The sequence below is a fragment of the Roseibium sp. ROS1 genome, from assembly GCF_054658215.1.
The window spans coordinates 257192-270346 of record NZ_BAAGIG010000005.1 but is presented as its reverse complement, the minus strand read 5'-3'; the positions used below and the strand labels follow the sequence as shown (position 1 = coordinate 270346).

Genomic DNA, 13155 nt, shown 5'->3' with positions numbered 1-13155 from the left:
TTTAAAAGCCCCTGAGGGGCGGTTCGTTGGTTAATCCTGGAGCGCCGCCTGGGCCCACTACAACATTTCGGCTTCCTGTCCGAGAACCGGTTTTGCAGCCCTTACGGACGCCCGCTCGATGAGCGGGCATTCGACCTTGATCTGGGCCGGTCCGGACTGGCGGCCATTCGCGTTGTCGAGCAGCAGTTCGAAGGCGATTTCTCCCATCTCGTATTGTGGCAGTACGAGCGTTGAAAGCGGCGGATGCGTGCTTTCGGAAATTTCCCGATTGTCAAATCCGATCACCGCAATGTCTTCCGGTATCCGCAGGCCGCGTTCCTTCAGGGCGTCGAAACACCCAAGGGCCATGAGATCGTTCGCGCAGAAAATTGCGTCCGGTGGCAGGTCGAGATCCATGAGCGCATGGGTGTGCTCGTAACCGGACAGCGGCTCCCAGTTGCCCGGTTTGACGAGGTCGCCGTCGAACGGAATGTCGTGGCTCGAGAGGGCTTGCCGGTAGCCTTTGAGCCTGTCCCGCGTCGCTTCCACGCCCGACTGGCCATTGATCAGGGCAATGCGTTTGTAGCCGGCCTTGATCAGATGATCGGTTGCCGTCCGCCCTCCCAGAACGTCGCCAGGTACGACTGAGGGAAGGGAGCGATCGGCGTTGTAACAGTTCAGGAGCACGGTGTGCTGGCCGTCAAAGGCGGAAGACAGTTCGACGCGCCGGGTCAGGATCGTGCCGTAGATCATGCCCAGAAGAGGCAGGCGGCTCATCTGGTTGACGATCATCTGCTCGGTTTCTTCGTCTCCGTGGCTGACTGCCAGGCTGACGTTGATGCCGTATTCGTACGCCTTGTCCCGAACACCTTCGAAAGCCAGCGCCATCCACGGATCGGTTGTGATTTCGTCCGCAATGAAAACAATGTTCGACCGGTCATCGGGCACGGTCCGCGCACCCCGGCGTATCAGATTGTACCCAAGTTCTCTGGCGGCTTCGTGCACGCGCTTGCGCGTCGCGTCGCTCAACTTCGCGCCGCGACTTCCGTTCAGGACGAGCGATACCGTTGCCTGCGAAACTCCGGCCATTGCCGCAACATCCATCATTGTAGGACGTCTATCTTTGCCAAGCCGGGCTTTTTTCGCCATATTCGTTCCGGTCTCCTCGCAATGGACGGATTAGGTGTCTGAACCGGCGAATGACTATCGGGAAAGACGGTCAAACGCAACGTTTCTGCACCGTCGATATCTGCACAGGTGTCTGTTTCTCCTCACGCTTTAGTCGAGTGAACGCAAATTGCGGACGCGGTCGAATGCAACTGCAATGACAATGAAGCAGCCGATGAACATGCCTTGCCAGAACGTCGAGATGCCAAGAAGAATCAGAGAGTTCCTGATCACTTCGATCAAGAGAGCCCCGATGACCGCTCCAAGGGCCGTTCCCTGGCCTCCGGCAAGATTGGCACCTCCAATCACCGCCGCGGCAATCACCGTCAGTTCCATCGCCTGTCCCAGATTTGTCGTCACGCTGCCGAGCCAGCCGGCCATCAGGATGCCGGCGACCCCCGCGGTCATGGCCGAAAACACATAGATCGAGACCTTGATTCGCTTCACCGGAATGCCTGTCAGCGTCGCTGCCTGCTCGTTTCCGCCAATGGCAAACACGTATTGCCCCCATCTCGTCCACCGAAACACCACGCTCATCACGACGGCCAGAAGACCGAGGACGTAGATCGGATGCGGCAAACCCAGTGTCGAGCCACCACCGACCCATAACAACAGGTCGTGATCGGGGCCGAATTCCCAGATCATCTTGTTGTTGGACAGGACCATTGCCAGAGATCTGGCGGCCGACAGCATCCCGAGCGTCACCACAAACGCCGGCATGCCCACGTAAGCAATCAATGTACCGTTGATCGCTCCGACAATACCCGCTGCGACAAGTGCCGCGATCGCTGATATCCAGAACGGGTTTCCCGACGACATCAGGACACTGATGACCATCGCGGACAGGACGACTGTCGATCCGACGGACAGATCAATCCCTCCCGACGCAATTACGGTCGTCATGCCGATCGCGATCAGGCCGACAAATGCAAAGTTGCGTGTCACATTGAACAGATTCCGCTGGGTTGCGAAGGAATCCGTCAGCAAAGACAAGGCGACACAGGCAAGAAGGGCTGCCAGAAAGACCCAGAAAATCTGGGAGTTGAATATCCTGGAGAAGGGCGATCCGTGCTGGCTGTGCCCAATGGCTTGCTCAAGAGTTGTCATGGTGTGATCCCCCTCAAGCCGTTTCAATGGCGCCGGTAATCAAACCGGTCACCTCTTCCGGAGAACTTTCGTTTGCCGGCTTGCAAGCCACGAGTTGTCCTCTTCGCAGCACGGCGATGCGGCTGCAGACCGCAAACACATCCGGCATTCTGTGGCTGATCAGGACAACGCTGATACCCTGGTCACTCAGCCGATGGATCAGGTCCAGGACCTCGGCAACCTGGCGTACCGAAATGGCGGCGGTCGGCTCATCCATGAGGACGATTTTGGCGTTGGAAAGAAGCGTTCTTGCAATGGCCACAGCCTGCCGCTGCCCGCCGGACATACGCCTGACAAGGTCTCGAGGGCGGGTCTCGGATTTGAGGGCCGCGAAAAGCTCCGCTGAGCGCTTGTACATGGTGGCGTAGTCCAGCAGCTTGATCCCGCCGAAGGACCGTCGCGGCTCTCTGCCAAGAAAGACATTGGACGCCGCCGACAGGTTATCGCAAAGCGCCAGGTCCTGATAAACGACTTCAATACCTTCTACCTGCGCGTCGAGCGGACGATGAAAATCCACGCTGGTGTCATCAATGGAAATCGAACCGTGGGTGGGCCTGAAGTTGCCCGCAACGATCTTTACCAGGGTTGATTTACCCGCTCCGTTGTCCCCCATCAGTCCCAGAACCTCGCCCGGAGCCACTTCCAGGGATACGTCGTTCAAAGCCTGAATGGCTCCAAAGCTTTTTGAGATTCCGCTCAGCCTCAGCCTCGACATTCTGATTTTCCTCCCCAAACACCCGGCCAGATGGACGTCGCCACTTGGGAAGTCCTCCCGGTCATGTCCCCGTGACAGGCCGGTTTCAGCTTACCGCATGACACACGTTTTGGTGTCGTTTTTCAATTCTTGACTAATTAATATTAGTAAATATTATCTAATAAAGGCAAGGGGAGATAAATGAAGCTTCTGCTTACAGGTGCCACGGGCAAGGTCGGGCAAAACTTCCTGTCGCGCTTTCTGTCTGAGGACATGTTCAGCGGGTGGGGCGTTGTGGCTCTGTGCAACAACCGGACGATCGATTCCGGGGACCGCGTGGAGGTCATCCGCGGCTCAATTGCCGATCCCGCTTGTGTGTCGAAAGCGATGGCCGGTGTTACGCATGTGCTTCACATGGCGGCCGTCAAGGAATCTCCCGAACTTGCAATCGACGTTTCTGTGAAGGGAATGTTTGTCCTTCTCGAAGAGTTCCGGAAACTGGCAAATGCAAGGCAATTCATTCTGATCAGCGGGGACTGTGCCGTTGGTCATGCCTTCCAGCCATATTCGGAGCCGGTCACGGAAACTTCGGAGCGCAAGGCTTATCCGGGTTGTTATGCCCTGACCAAGGTTCTGGAAGAGGTAATGCTGGAGCAATACCGGCATCAATATGGTCTGAACGGCTGCATATTGCGCGCGCCCTGGATCATGGAAAAGGACGACTTCAAGTTTGCGCTGAGCTTTGGTCCGGACCAGTTCGGCGGCCCCTTGTGGTCGGACTTTCTTGCCGCCGATGAAATCCAGCGCCTTGCCGGCGGCCGATTTGCCCCGTTGCTGCTGGATCGGGAAGGTGCGCCGCTCAAGCGCAATTTCGTGCACGTGGATGATCTGGTTTCCGCGATCCTTGCGGCATTGGACAGTCCGAAGGCGGCTGGCCAGCTTTTCAATATCTCCATGAACGAACCGGTCGACTACCGGTGCGTCGCCAACCATCTCGCGGCCACAAGATCCTACGAAATCGCGGAAATTCCGACCTCTCTCCACAGTAACTGGCTCGACAATTCCAAGGCGCGCCAGAGGCTGGGCTGGGAACCGTCGGTAGACCTGGAGGCCCTTGTTGAAGGGGCCTGGAACTACAGAAGGGACATCAAAGATCCCCGTAAAATCTGGTACCCGGGGTAAATCGCTCCGGGACCTGCTGGACAGAAGGGAGTGACACGCATGAGACGGAATTTACTGTTGCTTGGCGCCGCTGCCGTTTTGGCAATTTCAGTCGGATCGAGCCTTGCACAAGACAAGAAAACCCTCGCAATCGTGGTGAAGGGGCTTGATAACCCTTTCTTCGAACAGATCAATCTGGGTTGCCAGAAGTGGATGTCCGAAAACGCGGACAGCGAATATGAATGTCTTTATACCGGCCCCGCATCATCCGCCGATGAGGCTGGCGAGGTCCAGATCGTGGATGATCTGCTTACCCGCGGTGTTGCCGCAATCGCCATTTCGCCGTCCAACGCACCTGCCATGGCAAACCGCATCCGTCAGATCGCGCCAAGCGTGCCGGTCATGACCATTGATGCGGATTTCCTGGCCGACGACCGCGACCTTCGCAAGACCTATCTTGGTACCGACAATTATCTGATGGGCGTCAAGATGGCCGAGGAGGCCGCGAAGCTCAAGGCGGATGGCGGAACGGTGTGCCTGCAACTTGGAAACGTCGCTGCCGACAATATCAATGCCCGGGCTCAGGGGTTCCGTGATACGGCCGCTGGAGAAAAAGGTGTCGATCGCCTGACTGGCCAGAACGGCTGGACCGAGATCGATGGATGTCCCGTTTTCACCAATGACCAGGCTGATCTTGCAAACCAGCAGATGGCTGACACGTTCATCGCCAATCCCGATCTTGATGCGTTCATCCTGATCGGCGGGTGGGCTCAGTTCGCGCCGCAGGCCTATACGCAGGTGACGGATCAGGTGATGGACAAGCTGAAGTCCAAGGATCTGATCATCATCGCCGGCGATACCTTGCCACCTCAGACGAAAGCCTTCCGCGATGGCAGGAGCCATGCTCAGGTCGGCCAGAGGCCGTTTGAAATGGGCTATCGCGCACCGGATGTGATGATGCAGCTCATCAACGGAGATAGCGTAGACGATCCGCTCTATACGGGGCTGGATGTCTGTAACCAGGAAGACCCTGGTTTCTGCGCAGACAACTAGACAACTTCTCCACTGGCCGCCGAACTGGCGCATTGGTTCGGCGGCGCTTTTTCCTGGTGGGGCCATGGCTTTCACATGGTGCTTTCCTGCCGGTGCGCGTGCGTGCGCCCATCAGATCTTTTTCGCGAAGGGTGCAAAGGTTCGAAATATTACCCACGATTAGCTGCAAAGGATGGCTTAGTAATTAATACTTGAAAACTTCAATTAATTAATATTAGTAATAATTTGTTGCGGGCGATGTATCGTTGCCCAGAGACAGGGAGGAAAAATTGAAACTTCGGAAAACCCTTTGCGTGGCAGCCATTGCCACACTCGCCGCCACGGCGGCGCATTCGCAGGAAAAGCCGCAACTGGCATTCGTTGTGAACGCGGCCTCCGACTTCTGGAAACTGGCTGAAGCCGGCGTGAACGCCGCGCAGGCGGAACTGCCCGGCTACGAGCTGCAGTTCCGGTATCCCGCCCAAGGAACGGCAGCGCTTCAGAATGCCCTCATGGACGACCTGGTGGCTGCCGGGACTGACGCCATCATGATTTCGTCTGTGGATCCCAAGACATCGACCGACGCCTTCAATCGTGTTGCCGCACAGGTGCCGCTGTTCACGACCGACAGCGATGCGCCGGAAAGCGACCGGATTGCCTATCTGGGGTCATCGAACACGCTTGCTGGAAATCAGGCTGGCGAAATTGCAATCAAGGCCTTGCCGGACGGGGGAACCTGCATGGGTTTTGTCGGCTTTCTCGGTGCCGATAACGCCAAGGAACGCATCGCCGGTTTCCGCGAAACCGTGAAAGACAAGGGCATCGAGCTGGTCGACGTCCGAGGTGACGACGTCGACTTCGCCAAGGCCCGGTCGAACGTCGATGACGTTCTCGCTGCCAATCCGGAAATCGACTGCATGGTCGGCTTCTACTCATACAATCCCCCGAAGATCTACGAAGCGCTTCAGGCGGCTGGCAAACTGCGTGAAATCACCGTCATTGCCTTCGACGAGGACCCGATCACTCTCGGTGCTATCCGTGAAGGCAGCTTCGCCGGAACGGTGGTGCAGGATCCTTATCAGTGGGGCTACCAGGGCATGCACCTGATGGCCGACTTTCTGGAAGGCGACAAATCCGGAATTCCGGCTGATGGTCTGATCATCGTACCGACGAAGATCATCGATGCGGAAAATGTCGATCCGTTCGAACAGCAGCTGAAAGAGCGCATCAAAGGCTAGGTCGGGCCCTCCCAGGCGGACCCTGAGGCTGCGCGGACCGGATTATTGCCGGCCCGTGCAGCCGAAGCTGATCATTATGGCGGAGCCAAAACCTTGATCCCCGGATTTGAGAAGATTTCCCTCGAACTCACACGGGTAACGAAAGTCTATCCGGGTGTCGTTGCCCTTCAGGATGTCGATTTGAGCATCAAGGGCGGAGAAATCGTTGGCCTGATCGGCGAAAACGGCGCCGGTAAGTCCACCTTGATGAAAGTGCTGGGTGGCGCGATCTCCCCCGACGGGGGCGATATCATCATAGACGGCGTCCGGACCGGTGGACTGACCCCGGCCGAAGCTTCTGCGCTCGGCATTGCCTTCGTCCATCAGGAGCTCAATCCGTTTTCAAATCTTGACGTGACCGCAAACGTTCTTCTGGGCCGCGAAATCACATCCGGTCCGCTGCGATTGCTCGACCGGCGCGCCATGGTGGCCAAGGTGGAGCCTATTCTGGAGATGCTCGGTACGCGTTTCGGTGCCAGCGATTCCGTTGCAGACCTTTCGCTCGCAGATCAGCAATTGCTCGAAATTGCCCGCGCATTGTCGATGAATGCACGCCTGGTCATTCTCGATGAGCCGACGTCAAGTCTCACCTTGTCGGAAACCGACAGGCTGCTTCAGGTCATGCGGCAGCTGAAGGATCAGGGCGTTGCAATCCTGTTTATCAGCCATCGTCTGAGTGAAGTGGAAGACGTTGCAGACAGGGTTGTGTGCCTGCGCGATGGCAGAAACGCGGGCGCACTGGTCGGTGCCGGCATCCGCAAGGACAGAATGGTGCGGATGATGATCGGCAGGGATGTCGGTCAGTTCTATGAAAAAAAGCCCCACCAGTTGCGCGAGCCGGTGCTTGAGCTGCAGGGTGTGCGCACGTCGACCTTTCCCGGCTCACACGTCGACCTGACACTTCATGCCGGTGAGATCCTCGGAGTTGCCGGTTTGGTAGGTGCGGGCCGAACGGAACTTGCACGCGCCGTCTTCGGTGTGGAGCCTCTGGTTGATGGCACCATCCGGCTCAACGGCCGGGAATTGCAAACTCATTCAGTTCCAGAAGCGATTGCCGCAGGGCTGTCGTTGGTGCCGGAAAACAGAAAAGAGCAGGGCCTTCTTCTAGATTTTGCGATCTGCGCGAACATTTCCTTGCCCTGTCTCAACAAGCTGAGCCGCCGAGGTGTCGTTGACCGGGCGCGCGAGGCAACGCTGGCGGAAAGCTCGCGCGACCGGCTTTCCATCAAGACCAGCGCCATCACACGAGCCGCTGCTGAGTTGTCCGGCGGAAACCAGCAGAAGGTGGTGCTGGCGAAGTGGCTGGCGATGAAGCCGAAGGTTCTCATTTTCGACGAACCGACCAGAGGCATCGATGTGGGCGCGAAGGCGGAAGTCTATCACCTCATGCAGGCGCTCGCGGACGAAGGCGTCGGTATCCTGATGATCTCGAGCGACATGGAGGAAGTCATCGGGGTGTCGGATCGTGTGGCCGTCATGCGCAGGGGGCACGTGTCGGGGATCCTGGGTCGTGACGAACTGACGGAAGAAAACATACTCCGGCTGGCGGTCGGGTAAGGGAGTTGGGGAGACAGAATGCAAAAGAAGGATATCGGACTGGCGGTACTTGTTCTGGTGGTCGGGACAGTTGTCGCCCTGATCAATCCCCGGTTCTTGTCGCCGATCAACCTGGCGAACACGGCCAATCTCATTGGTCTTTTCGGGCTGTTTTCCCTGGCGGAAGCTTTCGTGATCGTGACGGCCGGTATCGAGTTGTCCGTCGGTTCTCTTATCGCGCTCCTTGGTGTCATCTTCGTCGATCTGATCGTTCAGCAGGGCGTTCCCTGGCCTGTTGCCTGCCTGATCGTGCTTCTGCTGGGAGCCTGTTTCGGTTTCATCCACGGCTGGCTGATCACCCGGTTGAAGCTTCAGCCCTTCATCGTCACCTTGTGCGGCCTCCTGATCTATCGCGGGGTCGCACGGTTCTACACCAAGGACGGGACGGCAGGCTTTTCGTTCGGAGACAGTTTTCCGGTTCTGGAGTGGCTGATTTCGGGGCGGAGCGGCGGTGTCCCCCACTCGATCATCGCCTTCACCATTATAGCGGTGATCGCCTGGTTCGTGCTTCATCGCACCGTGTTCGGCAGGCATCTTTTCGCTGTGGGCAAGAACGAGGAAGCAGCCCGCTACACCGGAATCAACACGAGACGGGTCATTGTTCTGGCCTATGTCATCTGCGCTGTTCTAACCGGTCTCTCGGCCATCTTCTTTGCCATGTATACCCGCTCCATCCACCCCGCATCCCACGGCAATTTTTATGAACTCTATGCAATTGCAGCCGCTGTGCTGGGAGGATTTTCCCTAAGGGGAGGGGAGGGCTCCGTTGTCGGCGTCGTGTTGGGTGTCGTTCTGCTGCAGATGCTTCAGAATCTCGTCAATCTGCTCGGCATTCCCTCATCACTCAACTTTGCGGTTATGGGCAGCGTAATCCTGATCGGTGTTATCGCAGACAATCAGATCGCCAAACACAGGAACTCCCGACGCCAGGCAAGCGCCCTTGCGACCATTGCACCGGCCAACCGGGAGCCGCGTTCGGAAACGGTATGATGTCGCTTTTTCAATCTTGAGCGAGCATGGACCGGGCAGGCCTGCTGGTGGTCTGCCTGATCCACAAGGGGGCTTAGAGAGTGACGATGGCCTTGATCAAGGCTTCCCTGTCTGTCGCCAGCTCCTTGATCTTCGCCGGAAGATCCTCGAGGCGCACGGTCAGCGTGCACAGCGCGTCCGTGTCGATCCGGTCTGAGCGAATTGCCGACATGACGGTCTCGAAGTCTTCTCTCGTGGCGTTTCTGCTGCCGATGATCTGGGTTTCGCGCTTGTGAAACTCCGGGTCGCTGAAGCTGATGGTTTCCTTCACGACGCTCACCAGCACATAGCGGCTGCCATGCGCAAGAAGAGGAAAGCCCGCTTCGATGGCGGCCGCATTGCCTGTTGCATCGAAAATCACGTCGAAGCCGTCTTGCCGCGGACCTGACAGAATGTCGGTTCCGACGAGATGCGTGTTCTTGAAGCCGAATTTTTCCGTCGCCTGGGCCAGCCGTGTTTGGCTCATGTCCAGAAGATGGACTTCGGCTCCCGAAAGCCGGGCAAAGAGAGCTGTGCCGATGCCGATGGGACCGGCCCCGGTGACCAGAACCCTGTCGTCGGCAGATAACGCCGCCCGGCGAACGGCATGGGCCCCGATTGCAAGAAACTCCACCATCGCCGCCTGAAGTTCCGTCAAGCCGGTCGCCGGATAGAGATTTTGCTGGGGAACGGCGATGCGGGAACACATTCCGCCATCCCGGTGAACACCGAGAACCTCGATGCTGCTGCAGCAGTTCGGTTTGCCCTTCATGCAGGCCCGGCAGGCGTTGCACGAAAGATACGGGTTGACCACCACCAGTTCCCCGGCAGTCCACGGGCCGACACTTTCCGCGACCCTGCCGCTAAGCTCATGACCGATGACACGCGGGTAGTCCAGGAAAGGGTGCTTGCCTTCCAGAATGTGGTAGTCGGTGCCGCAAATGCCGACGGCCTCGATGTCCACAAGCACCCAGCCGTCTGGCGCGTCTTCGGGCAGGGCCCGCGTTTCGAGCCTGAAGACGCCCGGTTCGATGACGGTTCCGCATTCCATTGATCGGGCCACTGCGGGTGATTTGGTCTTTTCAATATTCATTGAACGGCTTTCCGGCTCCTGGGAGCCCAGTCGTGAGGAAGGTCGCCCTTGATGATAAGGCTGAGAACATCATCCTTGGTCACGTCTTCAATCCGGTGCGAGCCGACCTTACGGCCCTTGTTCATCACTATGACACGATCGCAGAGTTCGAACACGTCATGCATGTCGTGGCTCACCAGGAGGATGCCTATTCCTTCTTCGCGCAATTGTCTGATCAAGGCACCGACCATGGCCGTTTCCGAAGGGCCGAGAGCGGCTGTCGGCTCGTCCATGATCAGGATCTTGACGTCAAAATAGATCGCTCTGGCAATGGCAACAACCTGACGCTGACCGCCCGAGAGGCTCGACACCGGATCGTTCAGGTTCTTGAAGTTCGGGTTGAGCCTTTTCAGAACGCGGACCGCCTCGGCCATCATCCGGCTGTCGTCCAGATTTCCGAACCTTGTTTTCAGTTCCCGGCCGAGAAACAGGTTGGCGGGAGCGTTCAGATGATCAGCAAGGGCAAGCGTCTGGTAGATGGTTTCGATGCCCAGATCGCGGGCGTCGTGGGGCGATTGAATGTCGGCGATTTCGCCATTGACGCGGATTGTCCCCTCATTAGGGATCATGGCCCCGGACAGGATGCGCATCAGACACGATTTGCCGGCGCCGTTGTGGCCGAGAACGCCAACGACTTCACCTGGATAAAGCTCCAGAGAAACACCATTCACCGCCCTGATGCCGCCAAAGTGCTTTTCGATTGCCTCCATCTGCACCAGCGGTGCCGCGGATTGTGCATCTGGTTTCATATTCCGTGTCCCGATCGACGATTGAATAGACCGGAAGCCTTTGAGCAGAAAGGCTTCCGGCCGCGTTGTGGTGCGTTAGTAAAGGACGTTCTGAACGCTCGGATGATCGATGTTGTCCTTGGTCGCCAGGACGACGCCGGTATCGATGAAGTTCGGGACCTGTTCACCGTTCAAAAGCTTCAAAATGGTCTGAACGCCGATCTCGCCCATCTGGAACGAGCCTTGAACGGCAGTCGCGGCCAGGGTGCCATCACGGACGAAATCCTGAAGGTCGGTGTTGCCGTCAAAGCCGATTGCCGTGACTTTGCCGGCCTTGCCAGCTTGCGCCAGGGCCCGGCCCATGCCGATGGCTGTCGGTTCGTTGGCGCCAAAAATGCCGACGAGATCCGGGTTTGCCGCCAGAACGTCGGTGGTCTGGTTCAAGGCGGTGGCCATCTGCGACTGGGAGTAATAGGGGCCGACGATCTCGATCTTGGACTGATCCTCGATCCGCTTGACGAAGCAGCCGACGCGGCCAAGTTCGGAGCCGACACCCGCGACATAGGACATCACGGCAACCTTGCCCTCTGTCCCGACTTCCGAAATCATCTTGTCGGCAACCAGTTGACCGGCAGCGCAGTTATCGGTCGACAGGAATGACTGGTAAAATTCCTTGCCGTTGTCGGCGAGGCCGGAGTCGATGATGACGACGGGAATTTCGGATTCATACGCTTTCTTCACTGCCGGGATCAGGGCTTCCGGATCGGATGGTGCCAGGACAATTCCGGATACGCCGCGGTTGATGGCGTTCTCGACAAGGCTGACCTGATCGGCAACGGCCGATTCCGACGCCGGACCGTTGAAGGTCATCGTGTGGTCCGACTGGCCTTCGATGGCTGCGCTGGCGCCCTTGTTCACGTTCTGCCAGAAGTTGGAATTCGTCGTCTTGACGATGACCGCAATTTCTCCTGCCTGCGCGGCTGCTGCGGACATCGCAAGGGCACTCGCCATCATCGCTGTTGTCAAAAGCTTCTTCATTTCATTCTCCTCCGTCTGAAGTTGCTCTGGAAATCGTCCGGCTTTCTCAGCGCCGGTTTCTGATCTGATCGACGTAGACCGCCAGAATGACGATGACGCCGATCACGATTTGCTGGATGAATGCGGACACGCCGGCCATGTTGAGGCCGTTCCGCAGAACGCCGATGATGGCGGCGCCGATCATCGTTCCGGAAATATTGCCGACGCCGCCCATGAGCGAAGCCCCGCCGATGACGGCCGCGGCGATCGCGTCGAGCTCGTACATGACGCCTTCGTTCGGCTGAACCGTCACGAGACGGGACATCAGGACGTTGCCCGCGAGCCCTGCAAGAGCTCCTGAAAGGACGTAGGCAAAGATCTTGGTGCGATCGACCAGGACACCGGAGAGGCGCGCGGCTTCCTCGTTCGAACCTGTGGCATAGATATGCCGGCCGATCTGGCGGCGCCTGAGAAGATAGGCTGCGGCAAGCGCGACAACCGCGAGCAGAATGACCGGATAGGGAATTCCGGGGAAGACGACTTTCGGGAAGATGCCGCCGGTTTTCTCCACGATGCGGAACAAGGAGCCATTGCCCAGAAGACCGAAACTTTCGCCCAGGCGCGAAATGGGCGCTGCGCCCGTCAGCTGGAGGGCAACGCCGCGGGCGATCAGCATCATGCCGAGCGTTGCCACGAACGGGGTGATCCGCATTTTGGTAATGACGAAGCCGTTGACGAAACCGCAAGCGGCGCCGGCCATCACGCCGATCGCCATGGCGGGGCCGACCGGCACGCCTGCCTTGATACTCAATCCGGTGATGGTTCCCGAAAGGGCAAGTACGGAGCCGACGCTCAGGTCGATGCCGCCGGTAATGATCACCATCGTCATCCCGATGCCCAGCAAGCCGATGACGGACGTCTGCAGCAGCACAGTCAGGCCGTTGTTGATGGAGAAAAAGGCCGCGTTTCCGAAGGAGAACGCGAAGATCAGCAGGGCAAGGGTCAGGAGCGCCGATAACTTGTGAAAGGAACCGGCAGACAGTTTGAAGGTCCAGGAAGCAGGCTCTGCGCCTCGATCAAGATCCGCCATAAATCCTCCCGGTCCGGATATTGAATAAAATTATTAAAAACAATATGAGGTCAGGTAATGTGGCGCGTCAACAGTTTTTTATTTTTTAATACAAACAATCGGAATTGTTCAGCGTTTTGGATATGTTA

The 13155-nt window shown here is 57.8% G+C and carries 12 protein-coding genes; 5 read left to right on the top strand and 7 right to left on the bottom strand.

The window, feature by feature from the left end:
• Positions 1–57: 57 nt before the first annotated feature.
• The 3 genes from ACYQ6M_RS27430 to ACYQ6M_RS27420 all read right to left on the bottom strand — a co-directional run bounded on the left by ACYQ6M_RS27430 (position 58) and on the right by ACYQ6M_RS27420 (position 3007).
• Positions 58–1086 carry a LacI family DNA-binding transcriptional regulator gene (locus ACYQ6M_RS27430; RefSeq protein ID WP_460076795.1) on the bottom strand — a complete coding sequence of 343 codons (1029 nt, stop codon included), beginning with the start codon at positions 1084–1086 and terminating at the stop codon, positions 58–60.
• 171 nt (positions 1087–1257) lie between these two features.
• A complete protein-coding gene (locus ACYQ6M_RS27425; RefSeq protein ID WP_055660744.1) occupies positions 1258–2253 on the bottom strand; it encodes an ABC transporter permease in 996 nt (331 codons plus the stop codon).
• 13 nt (positions 2254–2266) lie between these two features.
• On the bottom strand, positions 2267–3007 hold the full coding sequence (locus ACYQ6M_RS27420; RefSeq protein WP_168687729.1) for an ATP-binding cassette domain-containing protein: 741 nt from the start codon (positions 3005–3007) through the stop codon (positions 2267–2269).
• Between the two features lie 180 nt (positions 3008–3187).
• Here ACYQ6M_RS27420 and ACYQ6M_RS27415 point away from each other — a divergent pair, with 180 nt between their 5' ends.
• The 5 genes from ACYQ6M_RS27415 to ACYQ6M_RS27395 all read left to right on the top strand — a co-directional run bounded on the left by ACYQ6M_RS27415 (position 3188) and on the right by ACYQ6M_RS27395 (position 9042).
• Positions 3188–4168 (top strand): NAD-dependent epimerase/dehydratase family protein, encoded by a 981-nt coding sequence (locus tag ACYQ6M_RS27415; RefSeq protein ID WP_460076791.1) that lies wholly within the window; start codon positions 3188–3190, stop codon positions 4166–4168.
• A gap of 39 nt (positions 4169–4207) precedes the next feature.
• Positions 4208–5200, top strand: a complete 993-nt coding sequence (locus ACYQ6M_RS27410; RefSeq protein WP_077294129.1) for a substrate-binding domain-containing protein — start codon at positions 4208–4210, stop codon at positions 5198–5200.
• A 269-nt stretch (positions 5201–5469) separates the two neighbouring features.
• Positions 5470–6417, top strand: a complete 948-nt coding sequence (locus ACYQ6M_RS27405; RefSeq protein ID WP_077294132.1) for a sugar-binding protein — start codon at positions 5470–5472, stop codon at positions 6415–6417.
• 93 nt (positions 6418–6510) lie between these two features.
• Positions 6511–8013: a sugar ABC transporter ATP-binding protein gene (locus ACYQ6M_RS27400; protein WP_077294584.1), complete on the top strand. Its 1503-nt coding sequence runs from the start codon at positions 6511–6513 to the stop codon at positions 8011–8013.
• 18 nt (positions 8014–8031) lie between these two features.
• Positions 8032–9042: an ABC transporter permease gene (locus ACYQ6M_RS27395; RefSeq protein WP_075281821.1), complete on the top strand. Its 1011-nt coding sequence runs from the start codon at positions 8032–8034 to the stop codon at positions 9040–9042.
• Between the two features lie 73 nt (positions 9043–9115).
• Here ACYQ6M_RS27395 and ACYQ6M_RS27390 read toward each other — a convergent pair whose 3' ends face one another.
• From ACYQ6M_RS27390 to ACYQ6M_RS27375, 4 genes are all read right to left on the bottom strand, one after another.
• On the bottom strand, positions 9116–10111 hold the full coding sequence (locus ACYQ6M_RS27390; protein WP_286202474.1) for a zinc-binding alcohol dehydrogenase family protein: 996 nt from the start codon (positions 10109–10111) through the stop codon (positions 9116–9118).
• A gap of 38 nt (positions 10112–10149) precedes the next feature.
• Positions 10150–10941, bottom strand: a complete 792-nt coding sequence (locus tag ACYQ6M_RS27385) for an ATP-binding cassette domain-containing protein (protein WP_023001508.1) — start codon at positions 10939–10941, stop codon at positions 10150–10152.
• 75 nt (positions 10942–11016) lie between these two features.
• Positions 11017–11958: a substrate-binding domain-containing protein gene (locus tag ACYQ6M_RS27380; RefSeq protein WP_460076786.1), complete on the bottom strand. Its 942-nt coding sequence runs from the start codon at positions 11956–11958 to the stop codon at positions 11017–11019.
• Between the two features lie 46 nt (positions 11959–12004).
• On the bottom strand, positions 12005–13027 hold the full coding sequence (locus ACYQ6M_RS27375; protein ID WP_152507791.1) for an ABC transporter permease: 1023 nt from the start codon (positions 13025–13027) through the stop codon (positions 12005–12007).
• Positions 13028–13155: the final 128 nt, after the last annotated feature.

What these genes read in the sequence shown, in the direction of transcription:
- ACYQ6M_RS27430 (WP_460076795.1), bottom strand. Translation starts at nt 1,086, where the DNA reads ATGATGGATGTTGCGGCAATGGCCGGAGTTTCGCAGGCAACGGTATCG.
- ACYQ6M_RS27415 (WP_460076791.1), top strand. Translation starts at nt 3,188, where the DNA reads ATGAAGCTTCTGCTTACAGGTGCCACGGGCAAGGTCGGGCAAAACTTC.
- ACYQ6M_RS27410 (WP_077294129.1), top strand. Translation starts at nt 4,208, where the DNA reads ATGAGACGGAATTTACTGTTGCTTGGCGCCGCTGCCGTTTTGGCAATT.
- ACYQ6M_RS27425 (WP_055660744.1), bottom strand. Translation starts at nt 2,253, where the DNA reads ATGACAACTCTTGAGCAAGCCATTGGGCACAGCCAGCACGGATCGCCC.
- ACYQ6M_RS27390 (WP_286202474.1), bottom strand. Translation starts at nt 10,111, where the DNA reads ATGGAATGCGGAACCGTCATCGAACCGGGCGTCTTCAGGCTCGAAACG.
- ACYQ6M_RS27380 (WP_460076786.1), bottom strand. Translation starts at nt 11,958, where the DNA reads ATGAAGAAGCTTTTGACAACAGCGATGATGGCGAGTGCCCTTGCGATG.
- ACYQ6M_RS27420 (WP_168687729.1), bottom strand. Translation starts at nt 3,007, where the DNA reads ATGTCGAGGCTGAGGCTGAGCGGAATCTCAAAAAGCTTTGGAGCCATT.
- ACYQ6M_RS27375 (WP_152507791.1), bottom strand. Translation starts at nt 13,027, where the DNA reads ATGGCGGATCTTGATCGAGGCGCAGAGCCTGCTTCCTGGACCTTCAAA.
- ACYQ6M_RS27385 (WP_023001508.1), bottom strand. Translation starts at nt 10,941, where the DNA reads ATGAAACCAGATGCACAATCCGCGGCACCGCTGGTGCAGATGGAGGCA.
- ACYQ6M_RS27395 (WP_075281821.1), top strand. Translation starts at nt 8,032, where the DNA reads ATGCAAAAGAAGGATATCGGACTGGCGGTACTTGTTCTGGTGGTCGGG.